Annotated in this window: 14 protein-coding genes and 1 pseudogene; 11 read left to right on the forward strand and 4 right to left on the reverse strand. The window is 64.1% G+C overall.

From position 1 onward, the window contains the following. Nucleotides 1-229 precede the first annotated feature (229 nt). A complete protein-coding gene (locus tag PALO_RS02210; protein WP_015582234.1) occupies nucleotides 230-2,671 on the reverse strand; it encodes an alkaline phosphatase family protein in 2,442 nt (813 codons plus the stop codon). Between the two features lie 85 nt (nucleotides 2,672-2,756). Here PALO_RS02210 and PALO_RS02215 point away from each other — a divergent pair. From PALO_RS02215 to PALO_RS12970, 3 genes and pseudogenes are all read left to right on the forward strand, one after another. Further along, a pseudogene (locus PALO_RS02215) lies at nucleotides 2,757-3,763 on the forward strand (hypothetical protein). 14 nt (nucleotides 3,764-3,777) lie between these two features. Further along, nucleotides 3,778-4,641, forward strand: coding sequence for a bifunctional methylenetetrahydrofolate dehydrogenase/methenyltetrahydrofolate cyclohydrolase (locus tag PALO_RS02220; RefSeq protein WP_015582236.1), 864 nt, complete (start codon nucleotides 3,778-3,780; stop codon nucleotides 4,639-4,641). After that, on the forward strand, nucleotides 4,638-4,970 hold the full coding sequence (locus tag PALO_RS12970) for a DUF3017 domain-containing protein (RefSeq protein ID WP_015582237.1): 333 nt from the start codon (nucleotides 4,638-4,640) through the stop codon (nucleotides 4,968-4,970). The genes PALO_RS02220 and PALO_RS12970 overlap by 4 nt, the downstream gene beginning before the upstream one ends. A gap of 192 nt (nucleotides 4,971-5,162) precedes the next feature. Here the strand turns inward: PALO_RS12970 and PALO_RS02230 are convergent, their stop codons facing one another. The 3 genes from PALO_RS02230 to PALO_RS02240 form a co-directional block, all read right to left on the reverse strand. After that, complete coding sequence (locus PALO_RS02230; RefSeq protein ID WP_004808914.1) at nucleotides 5,163-6,518, reverse strand: aldehyde dehydrogenase family protein; 1,356 nt, start codon at nucleotides 6,516-6,518, stop codon at nucleotides 5,163-5,165. A gap of 429 nt (nucleotides 6,519-6,947) precedes the next feature. After that, nucleotides 6,948-7,931: a malate dehydrogenase gene (locus PALO_RS02235; protein ID WP_015582238.1), complete on the reverse strand. Its 984-nt coding sequence runs from the start codon at nucleotides 7,929-7,931 to the stop codon at nucleotides 6,948-6,950. A gap of 153 nt (nucleotides 7,932-8,084) precedes the next feature. Beyond that, nucleotides 8,085-8,936, reverse strand: coding sequence for a formyltetrahydrofolate deformylase (locus tag PALO_RS02240; RefSeq protein WP_004808912.1), 852 nt, complete (start codon nucleotides 8,934-8,936; stop codon nucleotides 8,085-8,087). A gap of 207 nt (nucleotides 8,937-9,143) precedes the next feature. On the opposite strand from PALO_RS02240, the gene PALO_RS02245 reads away from it, so the two are divergent. From PALO_RS02245 to PALO_RS02280, 8 genes are all read left to right on the forward strand, one after another. Further along, on the forward strand, nucleotides 9,144-11,354 hold the full coding sequence (locus tag PALO_RS02245) for an NADP-dependent isocitrate dehydrogenase (RefSeq protein ID WP_015582239.1): 2,211 nt from the start codon (nucleotides 9,144-9,146) through the stop codon (nucleotides 11,352-11,354). Further along, nucleotides 11,351-12,499: a hypothetical protein gene (locus tag PALO_RS02250; RefSeq protein WP_015582240.1), complete on the forward strand. Its 1,149-nt coding sequence runs from the start codon at nucleotides 11,351-11,353 to the stop codon at nucleotides 12,497-12,499. Before PALO_RS02245 ends, PALO_RS02250 begins: the two co-directional genes overlap by 4 nt. A gap of 128 nt (nucleotides 12,500-12,627) precedes the next feature. Further along, nucleotides 12,628-14,034: a hemolysin family protein gene (locus PALO_RS02255; protein ID WP_015582241.1), complete on the forward strand. Its 1,407-nt coding sequence runs from the start codon at nucleotides 12,628-12,630 to the stop codon at nucleotides 14,032-14,034. Continuing rightward, entirely contained in the window at nucleotides 14,031-15,269 is a 1,239-nt protein-coding gene (locus PALO_RS02260; RefSeq protein WP_015582242.1) for an aminoglycoside phosphotransferase family protein, read from the forward strand. Before PALO_RS02255 ends, PALO_RS02260 begins: the two co-directional genes overlap by 4 nt. Nucleotides 15,270-15,460: 191 nt before the next feature. Beyond that, nucleotides 15,461-16,582, forward strand: coding sequence for a BMP family lipoprotein (locus PALO_RS02265; RefSeq protein ID WP_015582243.1), 1,122 nt, complete (start codon nucleotides 15,461-15,463; stop codon nucleotides 16,580-16,582). A gap of 139 nt (nucleotides 16,583-16,721) precedes the next feature. Beyond that, nucleotides 16,722-18,311: an ABC transporter ATP-binding protein gene (locus PALO_RS02270; RefSeq protein ID WP_015582244.1), complete on the forward strand. Its 1,590-nt coding sequence runs from the start codon at nucleotides 16,722-16,724 to the stop codon at nucleotides 18,309-18,311. After that, a complete protein-coding gene (locus PALO_RS02275) occupies nucleotides 18,308-19,570 on the forward strand; it encodes an ABC transporter permease (protein WP_015582245.1) in 1,263 nt (420 codons plus the stop codon). The genes PALO_RS02270 and PALO_RS02275 overlap by 4 nt, the downstream gene beginning before the upstream one ends. Then, nucleotides 19,567-20,925: an ABC transporter permease gene (locus PALO_RS02280; protein ID WP_015582246.1), complete on the forward strand. Its 1,359-nt coding sequence runs from the start codon at nucleotides 19,567-19,569 to the stop codon at nucleotides 20,923-20,925. Before PALO_RS02275 ends, PALO_RS02280 begins: the two co-directional genes overlap by 4 nt. Nucleotide 20,926 lies beyond the last annotated feature (1 nt).

Raw genomic sequence — 20,926 nt, forward strand, 5'->3', positions numbered from 1 at the left:
GACGACGGTTCCCGGGACGCTCTGCGAGGGCAACCAGGAAGGCATGGACTGGGTAGCCAGCTGCTCGGCGGGGCTGCCAGCCTCGGCCGAGGTCGACGGCGCGGGCGAAGGAGCGTCGTGACCAGACGCCGAGCATCCCGAGATCAAGACGACACCTGAGCACAGACCGACGACGACAGCCCTGCGAAGGTCCGTGGCGATTGCGTGACGATTACTCATTCCCGACCTCTCAGCGTCGTTTGCGGCGGATGGCCCAGGCGGAGACGGCGGCACCGACAACGACCAGACCGGCAATTGCGGACTCCGTGGCAGCCGGGTCGGAAACCTCGCCATTACCGGTGCGCGGCAGGCTGGGGCGCGAACCGTTGCCGTCGTCACCAGGAGCAGCGCCGGGGGCAGTGCTCCTGGTGGCGGTGGCAGTCGGGACAGTGGACGGGGTCGTGGATGCACTGGCCGAGGCGGACGGGTTCGGCTCAGTCGGCAGGTTGTTGAAGACGTCCTTGCCGAAGGTCCCCAGACCAGCCTGAGCAGCGAAACCGAGGTGGCCGTCTCCATCGAGACCGGTGGAGACAGTGCCAGCCTCGAGCTCGCGGGTGTCATTGCCCTTGGAGACCTCGAAGAGATCCTCCATGGTGCGCAGCCATGAGAAGTGGTTGTAGTAGGTGTTCGAGACGGTTCCCGGCTTGATGTACGGGGAGATGAGCACTGAACCGGTGGCGCCGCCGCCAGGGGTGGCGTCCTGGGCGTTGAAGGTGGCCAGCGGGGACTCGTCGTCAGCCAGATGGCCGGGGACACCAGTTGCCGACAAGGTCACCGAGGTGACGTCGGTGGTGGTCTTCAGAGGCTTGTCGTTGGCATCGACGATGACGAAGGAGGAGTTCGTCACACCATCCTTGGGATCGGCGACCATGTTCGGGCCCTGGTTGGCGACCTTGCCGACGTGGGCACCGTCGGGGATGCCCTCGCCGGTGACCTTGCGACCCAGATCGGTGACGGTGACCTTGCCGGTCAGCTTGGAGGTGCCAGCAGTGTTGCTGACGTCAATCGTCTTGGCCTTGGAGTAGCCCCAGCCGGCACCGGTGTTCTTGGCACCGTGCACGCAGTTGGACTTGTCGGCGTTCACCAGATCGGTGTCCTGCTCACAGGACGGCGGGCGGGTGATGTAACCGTTGTCACCCGGTCCCGGGAACAACTGGTTGCCGTGCTCGTCGGTCTCGAGGGTCGAGTTCGGGCCGGTCGGCTCCCAGTCGACGTTCTCACCGTTGATGTTCTGTCCGGCGAGGTCGGCCTTGACGTAGTTCTTCGACATCTTGGACGGCTTCGGGAAGGTGTTGGCATCGTACTTCTTGTACCCCTCCGCGAGATCCTTGATGGTCTGCGGGGAGTAGTTGTACAGCTCCTCCTTGCGAGCGGCCTTCGCGACGTCGGTGTCATCGGTGGCGTTGTTGAACGACATGTTCGTGAAGGGTGGGTTGGCCTCGTCGAAGGTGACGTCGATGAGTCCACCGTCCTTGAAGGCATCCGACTTCTCGATGAGCGGAATGTAGTAGCGCAGCCACAGATCAGCGGCGTAGAGGCCACCGGTGTGGTTCTTCGGCGGGGTGCTCAGCGGCTTGGAGTAGTCCGGCTTGCCGTCGGCGTCGAAGAGACCGGAAAGGTTGTTGCCCTTACAGGTGGCGTCGTGGGCGTCCGAGCAGTTGTTCGGGGTGATCCAGCTGAAGGCCGGCACCTCGTCCGCGGGCTTGGCCAGATCGGCGAGAAGTCCGTTGGACGGGTCGTCGGCGTTGGCAATGTGCTTGGAGTCCGACGGAATGCCACCGTCGGCCGGCCTGGTCAAGGAGTCCTTGCCAGTGCCGTCATTGCCAATGATGGAGTGGAACCACGGGAAGGGGAAGTGTTTGGCGACGTATTGGTCGTCAGGCTGAGCGCCGGTGAAGGAGGTGATGCCCTTGGCCTTGTCCTCCTCGGTCGGCTTCATGGCCTTGGGGTTCTTGTCCGGGGTGTTCTCCAGGGTGCCGGGGGAGCCAGCCAGGCCGTCCTCGCGTCCGGAGTGGTTGCGCAGGTCCTGGGCGTATCCCTTCCACGTGACGCCGGCGGCATCGAACTGGTTGAAGAGGGTGGGGACGTCCTTGGGGTAGGTGCAACCGTTCTTGCCGTCGGCTGCGTTCGGACCGGCCAACGAGAGAACCTGACCGTAGTTGTCGTCGCGCCCGAACTCCTTGCCGGTGTGACGGTCGATGATCGACGCGTTCGAGCCGAAACTGGTGTTGGCGACGTCGCAGTCGGACTGGAGGTCCATCTCGGCGGACTGTCCGGAGACCATCGAGGTGTAGTTGTCCTGCGAGTAGTGGCCGGTGCCGAAGTAGTGGGGGAGCAGAGCGCCCTGCTTCGGCAGCTCCTTCCACAGGTAGGAGTTCTGGTTGAGCCCGGAGAAGGTGGCGTCGTAGGACTTGTTCTCCAGGATGATGAGCCAGACGTGCTTGATCTTGCCGCTGGCAACGTTCGTCGAGGTGATGGTGGTGTGTTTCTTGGCGCTGCTGGATGCGCCAGGTGTGGGCTTGTTGTCGGGCTGGGCATGGCTTGCGATCGGCGCGACGAACCCGAAGGCAGCCATGCCGGCAGCAACTGAGGCGCTCACCAATCGGGTGAGGCGAGAATGCGATGTGTGCATGGCACCGGTCTACCTGCAGGAGTCGGAGGATGAGAGAGTAGCCGGTGAACAGCGAGGGAAGTGCTGGTGAATGTGTGGTGATGACATGCCGGTGACGACGTGGGTGGCACTGGGGCGTCAAGCCTCTGCCGTGGCCGCCAGATGGCTTCGTGACGGTTACTGTCTCGGTGGCGCACCGTTCCGCTGGATTCCTGCGGACACCCTCGTCGTGCCATGGTTCTGCTGTCAGACGATGGTCACTCCGTGGCAATTGGAGGGGTACCGGGTGCGACGGGTGGAGATCGGGGACGATTTCCTGGCCGACGCTGACTCCGTCGCCGCAACCATCGCGTCATGTCGACAACGACGTGAACACCCGGTGGTGCTGAGCTGCGAGACCTTTGGCATCCAGCCCGGTTCGGCCTTGACTGATGTCCTCGAAGAAACCCGACGGAACCGCATTCCCGTGGTCGTCGATCGCACCCACTCCTTCCTGGGGCCATCGTCGTCACCGGCTGACGTCGACGTCGTCAGCATCCGGAAGCTCCTGCCCCTGCCCGAGACGGCGTGGGTCAAAGCCGATCATGACCTGTCGGGTCTGGTGGGAGCACGCGATGAGGGGGATGAGCTTCTCACGGCCGCACGACGACAGTTCCTGGCCCGACGGGGACTGGTCACCTTTGAGGCGGCGGAGGACCTGGCTGACGAGCGCTGGGCCCCAGTACCACCCAATGACGACGCACGTCGAGAGTTCGAGGCGTGTGATCTGACTGGGTACGCCCGGCTCGTCGAAAGAACCAGGGACGACGTGGTGGCCGGGCTGTCCAGGACGGGGGCGATCCGCGTGGTCAATCCGGGAGCTTCATGTTCAGTCGTCCTTCAGCATCCGGATGCCGGGGAAATCGCTGACAGATTGCGAGGTGTCGGTGTCGTCGGCCCGTTGCACTGGGATCGCCCGCGTCACCTGGACGTCGAGTGGCCGGACGATCTCGTCAGCCTGCCGCCGGTCATGGACGTGAACACCATTGATCGGGTCATTGACGTTGTCACCGCGGTCGTCGATCGGTGAGGGACCGTGTCTCGTGGAAAGATGGTGGCCTGTTGAGGCCGTGACACAAGGAGGATCCATGACCGCTCAGAAACTCGACGGCAAGGCCACCGCCGCCGCCATCAAGTCCGAGCTTGCCGAAACTGTGGCAGTCCTACGCGACAAGGGAGTTGTCCCGGGGCTGGGAACGGTGCTCGTCGGGGACGATCCGGCGTCGCACCAATACGTTGCCGGCAAGCATCGTGACTGTGCCCAGGTGGGCATTGAGTCGATTCGGGTCGACCTACCGGGAGATGTCACGGCGGAGGATCTTGCTCAGGAGATTCGTGGGCTCAACGCCAATCCGCGCTGCACCGGGTACATCGTCCAGCTGCCGCTGCCTCGCCACATTGACACCAACTGGGCCCTAAACCTCATTGATCCCGACAAGGACGCCGACGGTCTGACCCCCGCCTCCCTGGGGCGTCTGGTGCTCAACGAACCGGCTCCGCTGCCGTGCACCCCACGTGGCATCGTCGAGCTGTTGACCCGGCACGGGATTGAGCTGCCGGGAGCCAACGTCTGCGTGGTCGGCCGTGGCACGACGGTCGGTCGCCCGCTGGGATTGCTGCTGACCCGTCGCAGCGAGAACTGCACCGTCACCTTGTGCCACACCGGTACCCGAAACCTTGTCGATCACACTCGTCAGGCCGACATCATCATCGGTGCGGCCGGATCCCCAGGGCTCATTGACGCGAGCATGATCCGCGAGGGAGCCGTGCTCGTTGACGTCGGTGTGTCGCGGTCGGCGGAGGGAAAGATCCAGGGTGACTTTGCTCCCGACGTGTGGGAGAAGGCTGCATGGGTGTCGCCGAACCCGGGTGGAGTTGGTCCGATGACCCGCGCCATGCTGCTGTCGAATGTCGTCGACAGGGCCGAACGGCTCGCTGCGGATCCTTCATGAGCCAACAGACGGCTGAGGCGCCCACCGGGGGAGCCACCCGACGCCTGCGACGCAGTGACCGCTGTGCCGCGTCGAAGGGGCACCTTGAATCGTGGTGGGCGCTGACTGTGTGCCTGCTCGGGGTCGCCGCGTCGGCGCTTGTCATGGGGACGGGACATTGGCGACGCGGGGCAATGGTCTTTGCGGCCTCGGTGCTGCTCGCGGGTGTGCTGCGTGCGGTGCTGCCCGAGGAACAGGCAGGTCTGCTGGCGGTGCGGGGCCGCTGGGCTGACGCGGTGTCGTTGCTCGTGCTGGGGTCGCTGATGGTGGTCGTCATCCTGACGAGGTGACGGCTGCGCGGGCGTTACGGTTGCCGGCGCCTGCGGTTGGCCTGTGCGCTGTGTCGGACGCCATTCTCCCGGCCCGCCTGATGGCAGCTGCGCCACTTCTGTCTCACCTGCGCCGGGAAATGGTGGCGCAGGTGAGACAGAAGTGGCGCAGGTAGCCGGAGCTCCGCTTAATGTGCGTCAAGGACGCTGAACTCAATGTGCGTCGAGCACGCAACGCCGCCGCCGGGCGAAACTGCGGGCCGACGTCAATCCCTCACCGGTCGGTCCGGCGATGGTGAAGGTCGCAAATCCCTCGCCGTTGATGCCGATGCCGGCGTAGGACGGCCCGTTCTTGACGAAGATCGTCGTCTGGATGCGTCGGGCCATGAGGTCGAGCCGCGACACGTCCTTGGAGTGCATGATCGCGGTGTGGCGGTTGCCGTGCTCCAGTTCCACGGCCAGGTCGATGGCGGCGAGATAATCGGTGGCGGGCACCACCGGGACGACCGGCATGAGCATCTCGACCTGGACGAAGGGGTCCAGCGGGTCGGTGATCATGGTGATGAGTCGGGTGTCCTGCTCGGGCTCGATGCCTGCTGCGCGCAGGATCTTCTGAGCATCCTGGCCCACCCACGTGGTGTTGGGCTTGGTGCCTGAGGGATCGAGCAGCAAGGACCGCAGCTTGACGAGATCCTCGCGATCGCTGATGATCTGGGCGCCATTGGCCTGCAGCGCGGCCATGAACTCTGGCAGCACCGAGGCGACGACGATCATCTCCTTCTCGGCAGTGCACGGCAGGTTGTTGTCGAAGCTGGCCCCCTGGACGATGTCAGCGGCGGCCTTGGCAATATTGGCGGTCTCGTCGACGACGACGGGCGGGTTGCCCGACCCGGCACCGATGGCCTTCTTGCCGCTCGAGAGCACCATATTGACGATCTGCGGCCCACCGGTCGCCACCAACATCGTGATGTCCGGGTGGCTGATGAGCTTCTTGGTGGTCTCCGGGGTCGGGTTCGCGATGAGGGTGATGAGGTTGGCGGGGGCGCCGGCTGCCATCATCGCGCGGTTGAGGACGTCGACCAGCCAGGCACTGAGATGACGGGCCCTCGGGTGGGGGCTGAAGACGACGGTGTTACCTGCCGAGAGCATGCCGATGGTGTTGCAGATGATGGTTTCGGTGGGGTTGGTCGTCGGAGTGATGGCGCCGATGACCCCGTAGGGGCTGTACTCGAGGGTGGTGAGTCCGTCATCACCCTGATGGGCCTCCATGACGAGGTCCTCCACACCAGGAGTGCGAGTCGCAGCGTAGCGGTTCTTGAGCACCTTGTGATGGGCGTTGCCCATCCTGGTCTCCTGGACGGCTGCGCTGGCCATGTACTCCAGGCGGTCCTGCTGGGTCGCGGCCTCACGGACGGCATCGACGAAGGCGCGGCGCTGGGCCAGGGAGCACTCCGAGAAGGCGACGAAGGCCCTGCGGGCGGCGCCCACTGCAGAATTGACATCGTTGAAGACTCCGGCGAGGTCCTCGACGCTGGGTTCAGTGACGGGACGTTCGGCTGTGATGGTCATGGCTGCTGGCTCCTTCGGGTGTGGAGTCCTGGGGAGATCCGCCTCCTTGCGGTGGACACCAGGACATCTGATGCCTCGACCATAAGAATGGCCAATCTCGTTCGTCCAGAGCTAAACCAAGAACGGGTCCGAGGTGCAGCGGAGGCAAACCTGTGTGTGCACTGATGTGCATTTCAAAGGAAGAATCAGTTGTGGCCTTTGCCACTGTTCTCCGAAGGCGGTAGAACCTCGTCAAATCCTGTTGTAACAGGATGACAAGCATCATTGCGAGCAGTCTCGGTGGTTTGAATCACTGCACGTTCGTGCAGGGGTGTGGTGCATCTCCCCAGACGGACGACAACCTGCTCATAATGCCGAAAAATGGCGTCACAACGCGCAGAACGGGCCCGGAACCGAAGTTCCCGGGCCCGTTCGTCAGTGATCAGTCGATCAGATGAGGCCGAGCTCCTTGACGGCGTCGCGCTCGTCGGAGAGCTCCTTGACGGAGGCGTCGATCTTGGCGCGCGAGAAGTCGTCGATCTCGAGGCCCTGGACGATCTCGACCTTGCCGTCCTTGACGGTCACGGGGAAGGAGGAGATGAGGCCCTCGGGCACTCCGTAGGAGCCGTCGGACGGAATGGCCATGGAGACCCAGTCACCCTCGGGGGTGGAGCCCATCCAGTCGCGCATGCACTCGACGGTGGCGTTGGCAGCTGAAGCAGCCGAGGAGGCGCCACGTGCGTCGATGATGGCAGCGCCGCGCTTGGCGACGGTCGGGATGAACTCGTTCTCGATCCAGGCCTCGTCCACCAGCTCGGTGGCCTTCTGGCCGGCGACCTCGGCGTGGAAGACGTCAGGGTACTGGGTGGAGGAGTGGTTGCCCCAAATGGTCATGTGACGCACGTCGTTGACGGTCTTGCCGGTCTTACGGGCCAGCTGCGTCTTGGCGCGGTTGTGATCCAGACGGGTCAGGGCGGCGAAGTGATCGTTCGGGATATCGGCCGCGTTGGTGGCGGCGATGAGGGCGTTGGTGTTGGCCGGGTTGCCGGTGACCAGGACGCGGACGTCGTCGGCGGCGACCTCGTTCAGAGCCTTGCCCTGAGCGGTGAAGATGGCACCGTTCTTGGTGAGCAGATCGGAACGCTCCATACCGGCCTTACGGGGCATGGCGCCGACGAGGAAGGCGGCGTTGACTCCGTCGAACACCTTCTTCGGGTCGTCGCCGATCTCGATGTTCACGAGGTTGCCGAAGGCGCAGTCGTCAAGCTCCATGACGACGCCCTCGAGGGCCTTGAGGGCCGGGGTGATCTCGAGAAGACGAAGCTCGATGGGGGTGTCCCCGAGCAGCGAACCGGAGGCGATGCGGAACAGCAGGCTGTAGCAAATCTGGCCGGCAGCACCGGTGACGGCAATCTTGACTGGGGTTTGGGTCATGGCTCTCTCCTTGAAAGTCCTCGATGACGCGTGGATACCTCCGAGCGTACTCGCGGCTCGGGCGCGAGGTGGGGCGGGGCAGTCATTCTCGCCATGAACGATGGGCGCCGGTGAGAATTCTCCCGTCGCGCACCCGGTAGCTGGACGGACCCCTCAGCTGAGGATGACGGTGCGCATACCGTCCAGGAAGGTGCGATGTTCGGCGAAGAGGCGCACGGCCTCGTTGAGGGTCGCCGACTCGGTGTCCTGTCCGACGGCCGTCAGTTGGACGACGGTCTGGGAATGATCGACTCGCTGGACCCGCTGCTCGATGATGGGCCCCTCGTCGAGGTCGACGGTGACGAAATGGGCTGTGGCACCGATGAGTTTGACCCCGCGGGAATGGGCCTGGCGGTAGGGGCTGGCCCCCTTGAAGCCGGGCAGGAACGAGTGGTGGATGTTGATGCATCGGCCCGACAGTTGCTCGCAGAGCTCGGGCGAGAGGATTTGCATGTAGCGGGCCAGGACCACCAACTCGACGTCGAGATCGTCGACGGTGCGCAGTACCTCCTCCTCGAAGGCTGTTTTGGACTCCTTGTCGATCTTCTGCCACCGGAACGGCACCTTGTGGAACTCCGCCAGGTTCGTGAGATCAGGATGGTTGGCCATCACCTGCACGACGTCGATGGGCAGCCGGCCGGTATCTCGGTTGAACAACAGGTGCGACAGACAGTGGGGTGCCTTGGACGCGAGGATGAGGGTGCGGACCGGACGTCCCAGTTCGTCGATGTGGAATGTCGCGTGGTAGCGCTGAGCCAGTTCTGCCACAGCGGATTCCAGGTCAGCTCGGCTGCTCACCGACTCGACCTGCAACCGGATGAAGAAGTTTCCGGTGTCGGCGCTGGTGAATTGCTGACATTCGGTGAGGTTTCCGCCAACCTGAGCGCATGCCCCGGTGACGGCATGGACGAGTCCTGGCTGATCGGGGCTGGTCCAGGTGACGACGAGCTCGTGGGGTTCCGACATGACCGGTACGGTAGTCGGTCCAACCTCAAGGCGAGGGTAGTTTCGAGGAGCGGATTGAGGGGACGACTGCGGCTTTCGGGGTGTTCCGCAATGTTCCATCGCTGCTCGGGCTGTTTTGTCCATTTCCTCCACTATTGTGAAGAACAGTGCCGCACCAGGCCTTCGACGGCCGCATCGCGGCGTTTCCTCGACCACAGGAGTTCGTGCATGCCCACCATCGTCTGGACCAAGATCGACGAGGCCCCCGCCCTCGCGTCGTATTCCCTGCTGCCCATCGTGGAGGGATTCCTCGACGAATCGGGTATCGACATCACGACCTCGGACATCTCCCTGGCCGGGCGAATCCTGGCTCAGTTCCCGGATCGTCTGGCCGAGGGCCAGAAGGTGGCCGACCATCTGGCCGAGCTCGGCGAGCTCACTGGCTCCCCGGACGCCAACATCATCAAGCTGCCGAACATCTCCGCCTCCGTCCCACAGCTCAAGGCCGCGATCGCTGAGCTGCAGTCCCAGGGATACGACCTGCCGAATTTCCCGGACAAGCCCTCCACCGACGAGGAGAGGGAGACAGCAGCCCGCTACGCCGCCGTGCTCGGCTCGGCCGTCAACCCGGTGCTGCGTCAGGGCAACTCTGACCGTCGCGCCCCCGCCGCCGTCAAGGCATATGCCAAGGCCCATCCGCACCGCATGGGCAAGTGGTCCGATCAGGTCAAGGCTCGCGTCGCCCACATGGACCATGGGGACTTCTTCGACCATGAGGAGTCCTTCGTCTCCAAGGGCCAGGACCTCGACATCGTTCTCGTCGGGGCCGACGGCTCCGAGACCACCCTCGCCAGTGGCATCAAGACCCTCGAGGGAGAGGTCGTCGACGCCACCTACATGTCGGTCGATGCCCTCGATGAGTTCTATGCCTCCTCCTTGGCCCTGGCCAAGGAGGAGGACCTGCTGTGGTCGGTCCACCTCAAGGCGACGATGATGAAGGTCTCCGACCCGGTCCTCTTCGGACACGCGGTGCGTACCTTCCTGGTCAACGTCTTCGACAGGTACGGCGATGACCTCGACTCCGTCGGGGTCGACCCGGATCTCGGCCTGGGCGATCTCTACGCCCGTCTGGAGAAGCTCCCGGCCGACCGCGCTACCGAGGTCAGGGCTGCCATTGATTCCGCCTTCCAGGCCCGTCCGGCCCTGGCCATGGTCGATTCCGACCACGGCATCACCAACCTGCACGCCGGCAACCTCGTCATCATCGACGCCTCGATGCCGGTCGTCGTCCGCGACTCCGGCTGCATGTGGAATGCCGAGGGTGAGCGTCAGGAGACCCTCGCCTGCATCCCCGACCGCAGCTACGCGACGATGTACGCCGCGATCATGGACGACTGCCGTCAGAACGGCGCCCTCGACCCCGCCACCATGGGCGATGTCCCGAACGTCGGCCTGATGGCCCAGAAGGCCGAGGAGTACGGCTCCCACCCGACCACCTTCACGGTCGTCCACGACGGCCGCGTCGAGGTGCGGTCCGGAGACGAGGTGCTGACGAGCCAGCAGGTCGAGACGGGCGACATCTGGCGCATGAGCCGGGTGCGCGACATCCCGGTGCGCGACTGGGTGCGTCTGGCCGTCGAGCGAGCCCGCATCACCAACACCCCAGCCGTCTTCTGGCTCGACGAGAATCGTGCCCACGATGCCCGGGTCATCGAGAAGGTCAAGGCATACCTGCCCGAGCACGATACCGAGGGTCTGGACATTCGAATCCTTGCCCCGGCCGAGGCGATGAAGTTCACCCTGGAACGCATCCGTCGCGGAGAGGACACCATCTCGGTCACCGGCAACGTGCTGCGTGACTACCTCACGGACCTCTTCCCGATCCTTGAGATCGGCACCAGCGCCAAGATGCTCTCGGTCGTCCCGCTGCTGGCCGGTGGCGGCCTGTTCGAGACCGGTGCTGGCGGTTCGGCTCCCAAGCACGTCGCCCAGTTCGTCGCTGAGGACTACCTGCGCTGGGATTCCCTGGGCGAGTTCTGTGCCCTGGGCGCCTGCCTCGAACACATCGACCAGACCACCGATGGCACCAAGGCCGGAGTTCTCGCCGCCACCCTGGACAAGGCCATCGGTGCCTTTCTGGAGAACGACCGTTCTCCCGCACGCAAACTCGGTCAGATCGACAACCGTGGCTCGCACTACTGGCTGGCCCGATACTGGGCTGGAGAGTTGGCTACCCAGAAGGATGACCCCGAGCTCGCCGACCGGTTCTCCGACGTGGCCACCGAGCTGGCCGCCCGCGAGGCCCAGATCCTTGAAGAGCTCAACGGTGTCCAGGGCAATCCGGTGGACATGGGCGGTTACTATCACCCCGACGAGGAACTCGTGGAGGATGCCATGCGCCCCAGCACCACCCTCAACGCCATCATTGACTCCCTGTGAGCACTGGCCGGACTCCGGCCGTGCCTGACGACGTCGACCGATGTCGGTGGTTCACCACCATCGGCGTCGGTCTTCTCGTGTGGGTGGCCCAACGCCTCGTCCTCGTTGCGGCCCTGGCGCCGGACGGTGAGGTCATTTCGCACCTGACCCGATGGGACGGGAAATGGTACTCGATCATTGCTGCGGGCGGATACCACTGGCCACACACCGTCTTCGGTCACACTGACCCGTGGTCGTCCGATCTCGCCTTCCTGCCAGGCCTGCCAGCACTGGGCCGAGTCGTCATGCTGACGACGGGTCTGTCCGCTCGACCGGCCGTCTTCGTCGCCGGACAGATGGGGTTCTTGCTGGCCGCCGGGGTCATCACCGCCATCGGTCTACGCGTCGCGGGACCGACCGTGGCCGTCATGCTGGTGGTGTGTTGGGGAGCCGCCCCTCGCGCTGTTGTTGAGTCGATGGGGTACACCGAGGGGTGGTTCATCGCTCTCGTCGGGCTGGGATTGCTGGTCATCCTGTCGGAACGGTGGATCCTTGCCGGGGCCTGCGTCGGAGCCGCAGGGCTTTTTCGGGCATCCGTGGCCCCGGTGTGCATCGTCTTCGGACTGGCATGGTTGACGAGCGTGTTCTCCACGGTGCAGCGCGACCAGCGGTGGCGTCGCTTCGTGGGAATGACGCTCAGCCCACTCGGATTGCTGACGTGGTTCCTCATCGTCGCCTGTCGAACTGGCAAGTGGAATGGCTACCTACTGGTCCAGAAGGCATGGGGGAGCGAGATGGGTACCCCAGCCGATACCTGGACATTCATTCAGGGGAAGCTGTCACAACCGCCATGTGACTGGCGGTATTTTGGTCTCATCGCACTGTCATGGTGCCTGTACCTCCTCCTTGGCCTCGTCACGGCGGTTCGCCAGGAGAATGTCTGGCTGACGGTCTACGTCCTCGTCACCGTGGTCTTCGTGGGGCTCATGCAAGGATTCTTCAATGCGAAGGCTCGGTTTCTCCTGCCCGCGTTTCCGGCATTTCTGCCGGTGGCGAGACTGTTGGCCAGCTGTCCGCGATGGGTCCAGGTGGTTTTCGTCTTTGCTGTGACGGGGATCTCGACGTGGTGGAGCTTGGACGTTCTGAGCGGCAATATTTCGCCCTGACCGCTTCTTCCTTGGAGTTTTGCCACACAGAACCTTTATTCTTGGTCCTATGCACAACGATGACCGGGAGGGCGATAGTCCCGACACCTTCATTCTTGCCTCCATGACGAGAGGAATGGTGAAGGTCCGTGGCTGACGTCCTTGAGAACGCCGCCATCATTCTTCTGTTCATCCTCCTGGGAGGAGTGTTCTCGGCTGCTGAGATGGCGCTGGTGAGCCTCCGCGATTCCCAGGTCAAGCAGTTGGCGGCCACCCGTGGATCACGCGGTCGCTCGATCCAGCAGCTGCAATCAGATCCCAACCGCTTCCTGTCTGCTGTCCAGATTGGCGTCACCCTGTCGGGCTTCCTGGCCTCGGCATTCGGTGGTGCCACACTGGCGAATCAGCTCGCGCCGGTTTTTGAGTCCTGGGGAATGTCGGCCTCCGTTGCCGGCACCGTCGCCCTCGTCATCATCACGATCATCATTTCCTATTTCTCGATCGTGCTGGGGGAGCTGGTAGCCAAGCGGCTGGCCATGCAACGAGCCGAGGGTTTCTCCCTGGTGCTGGGCCCGATGGTCAACGGCATTGCGACCCTGTTCCGCCCGATCATCTGGTTCCTGGGTGTCTCGACCGATTTCGTCGTCAAGGTTCTTGGTGGTGACCCCGCAGCTGCCCGCGAGGAGGTCACCGACGAGGAGATCCGCTCGATGGTCGTCTCGTCGGCCACCTTGGGTGACGAGGAGCGCACCATCCTCGACGAGGTCTTTGCCGTGGGGGAGAAGTCTCTGCGTGAGGTCATGGTCCCCCGAACCGAGGTGGACTTCCTGCAGGGGTCGATGAAGGCTGTCCAGGCAGCTCAGCTGGTCCGGGACGGTTCCCACTCGCGCTACCCCGTCATCGATGGCTCGGCCGACCGAGTGCTCGGGTTCGTGCACGTCCGTGACCTGCTCGAGCTGGATCCCCAGATCCGCAACAGCCGGGTCTCCCAGCTCGTGCGCACCGTCGTCTCCCTGCCCGACACCGTCAAGGTGCTCAAGGCCCTGACGGAGATGCGTCGCGCCCATGCGCACCTGGCGATCGTCCTGGACGAGTACGGGGGCACTGCCGGCATCGTCACCCTGGAGGACCTCGTCGAGGAGATCGTCGGCGACATCACCGACGAATACGACACCGTTGAACCCTCCGATCTGGCCCACGTCCGCCAGCGTGACATCGACGGCCTGACGACGATCGAGGAGTTCTCCGAGAAGGTTGGTCTGGTGCTGCCCGAGGGTCCCTACGACACCGTCGCCGGGTACTTCATGGCTCAGACCGGCCAGGTCCCTGTCAAAGGAGCCCAGGTGGACGTCCACCTCTACCCGGTCGGTTTCGTTGCCGAGGAGGACGATGAGGACGAGGAGCCCGCTCCCAACATCGAGTTGACGGTGACCGAGGTCGATGGGTTGCGTGCCGCATGGCTGAGGATCCGTAGGCTCGACGCGCCGGCGGTGCCGATCGTGACGGCCGGGGCGTCTGCTGCCCCGCGTCCCGAGCGGGAGGCGGCAAGCGCGTGAGACGACCCGCGTGGCTCGGCGGCGCCGGGAAGGACGCCGACGGGGCGGTCCTGCTCACTGGCCCGGAAGCCGGAGAACTGCTGACGGCCGCCGTCGAGCACGCCGGTGGGGTCCTGCTGGAGTGGCGTCTGGACCACGTCGACGCCAATCCCGGGCAATCCACCACCGCGACGTATCAGGCGCGGGTGCAATGGCAGACGGGGGAGCGGCAGGAGCTGTTCGGCATGAGCGCTCGTGCCAACGGCCCAGCGATGACCGATTCGCGCGCCGACATCTACGTCGACGGCTCTCGCGAGGTCGCCGTGTGGCGATACCCCGACGACCCTGACCTGCCCGGGCTGTCGCGAGCCGCCTACCCCGAACAGATGGCGACCATCATGTCGGATCTGGGTTTGGTTGACGGTGGCGTCAGTGCCGATCAGATCAACCTGCGGATGATCGGGTATCGGCCCAGACGTCGCGCGGTGTTGTGTGTCGAAGTCGCCAATCGGCGCTTCTACGTCAAGGTGCTGCGCGACGGCATCTTCCAGGCGACCCTTGCTCGTCACGATCTGCTCACCCGCGCGTCCGTACCGAGCCCGCGCGTGGCAGGGGTCACTGACGACAACTTGTTGTTCCTGACCGAACTGCCAGGGCGTCCTCTCAGCAAGGCCCTTTTCGAGCCTGGGAACCCCTGCACCGCAGAGAGCCTCGTCGGGCTGCTCGATCAACTGCCTCCGCAGGTTTGTGAGTTGCCCCGACGCTCGCCGTGGAGTGAGTCGGTGGATCATTACTGTCGCATGGTTGCTGCCGCCATGCCTGATCAGCAGGACCGCCTCGACCGGATGGCGCGCATCATTTCCCAGGGGCTCTCGGGTCTGCCCCAGGGCAACGAGCCCACCCATGGTGACTTCCACGAAGGCCAGATCCACGTCTGGAATGGTCAGGTGTGCGGCATCCTCGACGTCGACACCATTGGCCCGGGCCGTCGTGCCGACGATCTCGCCTGCTTGGTTGCCCATCTGTCAACGGTGCAGCACATGAATTCCTCGCAGGCTGATCGGATGCGACAGATCCTGGCGGGATGGGTGCCGGTCTTTGACACCCGAGTCGATCCGGTGGAGCTGAGATTGCGCTCTGCGGCGGTCGCGATATCCCTTGCGACTGGGCCGTATCGCAGCCAGGAAGCCAACTGGGGTGCTGAGACGCTGTCGATCATCGACGCGGCGGAAGCCTTGATCAATCAGGTGGCATGAACCCTCATTCGTCCCATGAATTGGGCGTAGTCACAAGGGCCGCCACGGCATCCTGCCACTTCCTGGGCTCAGTTTGACCATAGTGGTGTCGATTCCGCCACGAAAGGGTTACAGTTTGATGGCCCGGCCGGTGAAACTTGCCACACGGGCTTCCCATTCATTGGATCATCGTCTGCTCCAGGAGGCAGTCCGTGAAGAAGTCACACCTCGCCATTCCCGCTGTTTTTGCAGCCGCAGCCCTGTCGCTGTCGGCATGTGCACAGGCTCCGGATGCGTTCTCGGGCTCCTCGTCGAGCTCCACCGGCACCTCGTCCGCCGCCAAGGACAACTCGAACTCCGGTGAGTTCAAGGCCTGCATGGTCTCGGACTCCGCTGGCTTCAACGACAAGTCTTTCAACGAGACCTCTCTGCAGGGCCTCAACAAGGCCGCCAGCGACCTCGGCGTCAAGACTGCCAAGGTCGAGTCGAAGGACGACAAGGACTACGCGACCAACTTGCAGTCCATGGTCGACGCCAAGTGCTCGATCGTCGTCTCCGTCGGCTTCCTGCTCGAGAAGCCCACCATGGCCGCTGCCAAGGCGAACCCGAACGTCAAGTTCGCCATCGTCGACGACAACCCGGAGGGTGCCCCGTCGAACCTCAAGCCGCTGATCTTCAACACCGCGCAGTCCTCCTTCGAGGCCCGCTACCTGGCTGCCTCGCTGACCAAGACCGGTAAGGTCGCCACCTTCGGCGGCATGAAGATCCCGACCGTGACCATCTTCATGGACGGCTTCGCCCAGGGCGTCGATTACTACAACAAGCAGAAGAACAAGTCGGTGCAGGTCATCGGCTGGAACGCCGAGAAGCAGGACGGCCAGTTCGTCCCGCAGCCCAACCCGTTCCAGAACGTCTCCGGTGGTAAGACGACTGCCCAGGCCCTCCTCAATCAGGGCGCGGACATCATCCTCCCGGTCGCCGGTAATGCCGGCAACGGCGCTCTCCAGGCCGTGAAGTCCTCCGGCGGCAAGGCCAATGCCATCTGGGTTGACGGCGACGGTTGCAAGACCCAGCCTTCGTACTGCCCGAACATCATCACCTCGGTCTACAAGGGCATGGATGTCGCCGTCTTCGACGCCATCAAGGCTGCCAAGGACGGAAACTTCGACAACAAGCCGTACATCGGCTCCCTCGAGGATGACGGCACCGGCCTGTCTCCGTTCCACATGTTCGACTCCAAGGTCCCCGCTGACGTCAAGGACGAGCTGAAGACGATCAAGGCTGACATCACCTCCGGCAAGATCAAGATCACCTCGAAGGCTCAGCCCAAGTGAGCTTGAAGCGTGAACTCGGTTTGCGCAGCTGCTGAGCTGCCAGCCACGTGAGCCGACGACGCGCCGATCTCCCCGGGAGGTCGGCGCGTCGTCGTCGGTTCACACGACATCAGGGAACAGACGTGGAAGGATCTGCCCCGTGACAACGAACACCACCGCTGCCCCACCCGGCGACCGCGCTCCAGTCAAGGAAGGACTGAGTCTGCGCGGAGTCACGAAGAGATTCGGGACGCTTACGGCCAACGACCACATCGACCTCGACATCGTCCCCGGGCGCATCCATTGCCTGCTCGGTGAGAACGGTGCCGGCAAGTCGACCCTCATGAACATCCTGTACGGGCTGCTGCCCTCGGACGAGGGATCGGTCTACATCGATGGTGTGGAGCAGCACTTCGACAATCCCAAGCAGGCCATGGCGGCCGGTATCGGGATGGTCCACCAGCATTTCATGCTCGTCAACGTGTTCACGGTGGCCGAGAACATCGTGCTCGGACGAGAGGAATCGACTGCCGGTGTGCTGTCGATGGGACGAGCTCGCGCGAAGGTGCGCGAGCTGTCTGATCGCTATCACTTCGACGTCAACCCGGACTCGGTGATCGAGAACTTGCCGGTCGGCGTCCAGCAGCGCGTCGAGATCCTCAAGTCCCTGGCCAATGACGCCAAGTACCTCATCTTGGACGAGCCCACCGCCGTGCTCACTCCGCAGGAGATCGACGAGCTCATGGCCGTCATGAAGACCCTGCGCGACGAGGGTCGAGCCATCGTCTTCATCACCCACAAGCTGCGCGAGGTCCGTGCCATTGCTGACGACATCACGGTGGTTCGTCGCGGCAAGATCGTCGGCGAGGCCTCTGCCGATCAGTCCGAGGCCGAGCTCGCTGAGATGATGGTGGGTCGAGCCGTCAAGCTGGTCGTCGACAAGGACGAGGCCAAGCCGACCGGGCCGCGTCTCGAGGTCGAGAACCTCACGGTGGCCGATGACCTCGGATCTGTCGTCGTCGACAATGTCTCTCTCACCGTCGAGGGCGGGGAGATCCTTGGCGTCGCCGGTGTGCAGGGCAACGGCCAGCCCGAACTTGCGTCGTCTCTGCTCGGTCTCATCAAGCCGACCTCAGGGTCCATCCGCATCGACGGCAAGGACACCACCGGCGCGGCCCCGATCAAGACCATCGGAGCTGGCCTGGGATTCGTGCCCGAGGACCGTCAGCGTGACGGTTTCGTCGGGGAGTTCTCCATCGCGGAGAACCTCATCCTGAACCAGGTGGGTGCCTACTCCAAGCACGGCAACCTTCAGCTCAGGCGTATCGCTGACAACGCCCGCGACCGCGTCGAGGAGTTCGACATCCGTACTCCCTCGGCATCGCTTCCGGTGTCTTCCCTGTCGGGTGGTAACCAGCAGAAGGTCGTCCTGGCTCGCGAGCTGTCGCGTCCGCTGAGTGTGCTCGTGGCATCACAGCCGACCCGTGGTGTGGACGTCGGCGCCATCGAGTTCCTGCACCAGCGGATCGTCGAGGAACGGGACAACGGCACCGCCGTGCTCATCGTTTCCACCGAGCTCGACGAGATCGAGGCGTTGTCGGACCGCATCGCGGTGATGTACCGCGGTCGTATCGTCGGCATCGCCCCGACGGGAACTCCCCGCGACGTCCTCGGTCTCATGATGGCCGGATTCAGTTATGACGAGGCGTGTGACAGCGTCGCCAAGGGACACAAGGAGGTCTCGGAATGAGTACCGAATCCCCGAAGCCCACCCCGTCGAAGGAGACGACGGCGCCTGCCGCGACCAAGGTGGAGCCTAAGCCGCCTCGCTCCTTCCGGTGGAATGACCTGTGGGTGACGATTGCCGCGTTCGTGCTGGCCTTCATCGTCTCGGCCATCGTCATGGTCGCTGCGGATCCGAAGATCAACAAGGAGTGGAGCTATCTCTTCTCCCGTCCTGACGCCCTGACCGATTCCTGGGCTCAGGTCTCCTCGGCCTATGCCGCCCTGTTCCAGGGAGCCTTCGGGTCCTGGCAGGCCCTCACCGCGACGACGGCCCAGTCCGCGCCGCTCATCTGTGGTGGTCTTGCCATCGGTCTGGGCTTTAAGGCTGGCCTATTTAACATCGGTGGTCAGGGCCAGGCCATTGCCGGAGCGACGCTGGCTGCCTGGGTGGGATTCAACTTCCACTCCCTGCCGCTGCCCATCCACCTGCTGTTCGCCGTGATCGCCGGTTTCGTGGGCGGAGTCATCTGGGGTGCCATCGCCGGCGTCCTCAAGGCCCACGCTGGCGCCAACGAGGTCATCGTGACGATCATGCTCAACTACATCGCCAGTGGTCTGTTGGCGTGGTTGTTGACGACGAAGGCCTTCCAGATGCCTGGTCGTACCGACCCGATCGCCCCGATCGTCGACTGGAACGCCACCTTCCCACGGCTGGCCGGGTCCCAGTTGCACCTGGGATTCTTCCTGGCCCTGCTGCTGGCCGTGGGCACCTGGTGGCTGTTGGATCGCACCCATCTGGGCTTCCAGATCCGCGCGGTCGGGGCCAACCCGAATGCCTCGGCCACTGCCGGTATGAACACCAACTCGATCATCGCCTGGACCATGGTCGTCTCCGGTGGTCTGGCGGGTATGGCCGGTGTCGAGGTCGCCCTGGGGCCGATCTCGGGAGCCACCCCGACCCAGCTGTCCATCGGCCTGGTCGGAACCATCGGCTTCGACGCCATCACGGTGGCCCTGCTGGGCCGCTCCAAGCCGTTCGGTATCGTGCTGGCCGGTCTGTTCTGGGGGGCCATGAATCAGGGTGGTCTGCGCATGCAGGCCATGACCCAGACCTCTCTAGACCTCGTCCGAGTGATCCAGGCCGTCATCGTCATGTTCGTGGCAGCGCCGATGCTGGTCAAGACGATCCTGCCCTTCCTCAAGACGCGCAAGGAAAAGCGAGGCAGGAAGCGTGACCGCGGTCCGGTCTCGGCCGACACCACCACGAAGGGGGCCCTGGCATGAGCCCGGCATCGCGTTTTCCTCGTCCCACCACGTCCGACATCACCAAGACAGGCGTGGAGCTGCCCCCCGAGGCTAGCGAGAGCCTCGACAAGGAGCTGGAGTTCGAGCGGGTGGAGTCCCGCGAGGGTCGTACCCGCCGTCTGTCGACGGGCGTGCTCATCGCCATCATGGCGGTGATCCTGTTCTTCCTGCTGAGCAAGACCTCCGGCAAGGCCCACTTCGCCTTCACGGATGCCCTGGCCGGCAAGGAACTGGGAACCCTGACCGTCTCCGGTTTCCCGATCGTCCTCGTGAGTGCCATCGCGTGTCTGTTGGCATCCGCTGCCTTCTTCATGGGCCGTAGCCGTCACACCCTCACCGTCACCGCCGGTGTGGTGGCCGGTGTCGCGATCATCATCGGATTCCTGAGTTGGGCGGCCGCCGGCCGTGAACTGCCCTTCCAGGTGGCAGGTCAGTTGCAGGGCACCTTGTCGGTGGCCACCCCGCTGGTCCTCGGCGCCCTCTGCGGTGTCATGTGCGAGCGTGCCGGTGTCGTCAATGTTGCCATCGAGGGTCAGATGCTCACTGCAGCCTTCGCTGCAGCCCTGGTCGGATCGATGACCCACTCGGTCTTCGCAGCCATCGTCGCGGCGATCATCGCTTCGGTGCTGACTGCCGCCCTGCTCGCCGTCTTCACCATCAAGTACGTCGTCGACCAGGTCGTCATGGGCGTGGTGGTGAACCTCTTCGCATCCGGCCTAACAGGTTTCCTCTACACTCAGCTGCTCTCGCCCGAGGCCGAGAAGTACAACACCGCGCCGATCATGGAGGCGGTGCCGATTCCGGTGCTGTCCAAGATCCCGTTCTTCGGCCCCATCTTCTTCGACCAGACGATCTTGGTGTACATCGGCTTCCTCTGCATCCCGCTGGTGTGGTTCCTGCTGTGGCGCACCAAATGGGGTCTGCGGGTGCGTTCCGTGGGTGAGCATCCCGAGGCTGCCGACACCGTCGGTATCTCCGTCGCCGGTGTTCGTTGGTCGGCCGTGCTCGTCGGTGGCATCTTCGCCGGTTTGGGCGGTGCCTACTTCACCATCGGTACCGTCGGATCCTTCTCGAAGGACATCACGGTGGGTAATGGTTTCATCGCCCTGGCGGCCCTCATCATGGGCCGCTGGCGTCCGGGCCTGGCTGCCGTCATGGCACTGTTCTTCAGCTTCGTGACACAGCTGTCCACTGAGCTGTCGACGATCAGCGCCCCGATGCCCTCGCAGTTCCTGCTCATCCTGCCGTACATCGCGACGATCGTCGCCGTCGCCGGGCTGGTGGGCAAGGTGAGGTCGCCAGCAGCCGACGGCACCCCGTACATCAAGGAGTGAC

It is taken from the genome of Cutibacterium avidum 44067 (assembly GCF_000367205.1).
Taxonomy (GTDB): Bacteria; Actinomycetota; Actinomycetes; order Propionibacteriales; family Propionibacteriaceae; genus Cutibacterium; species Cutibacterium avidum.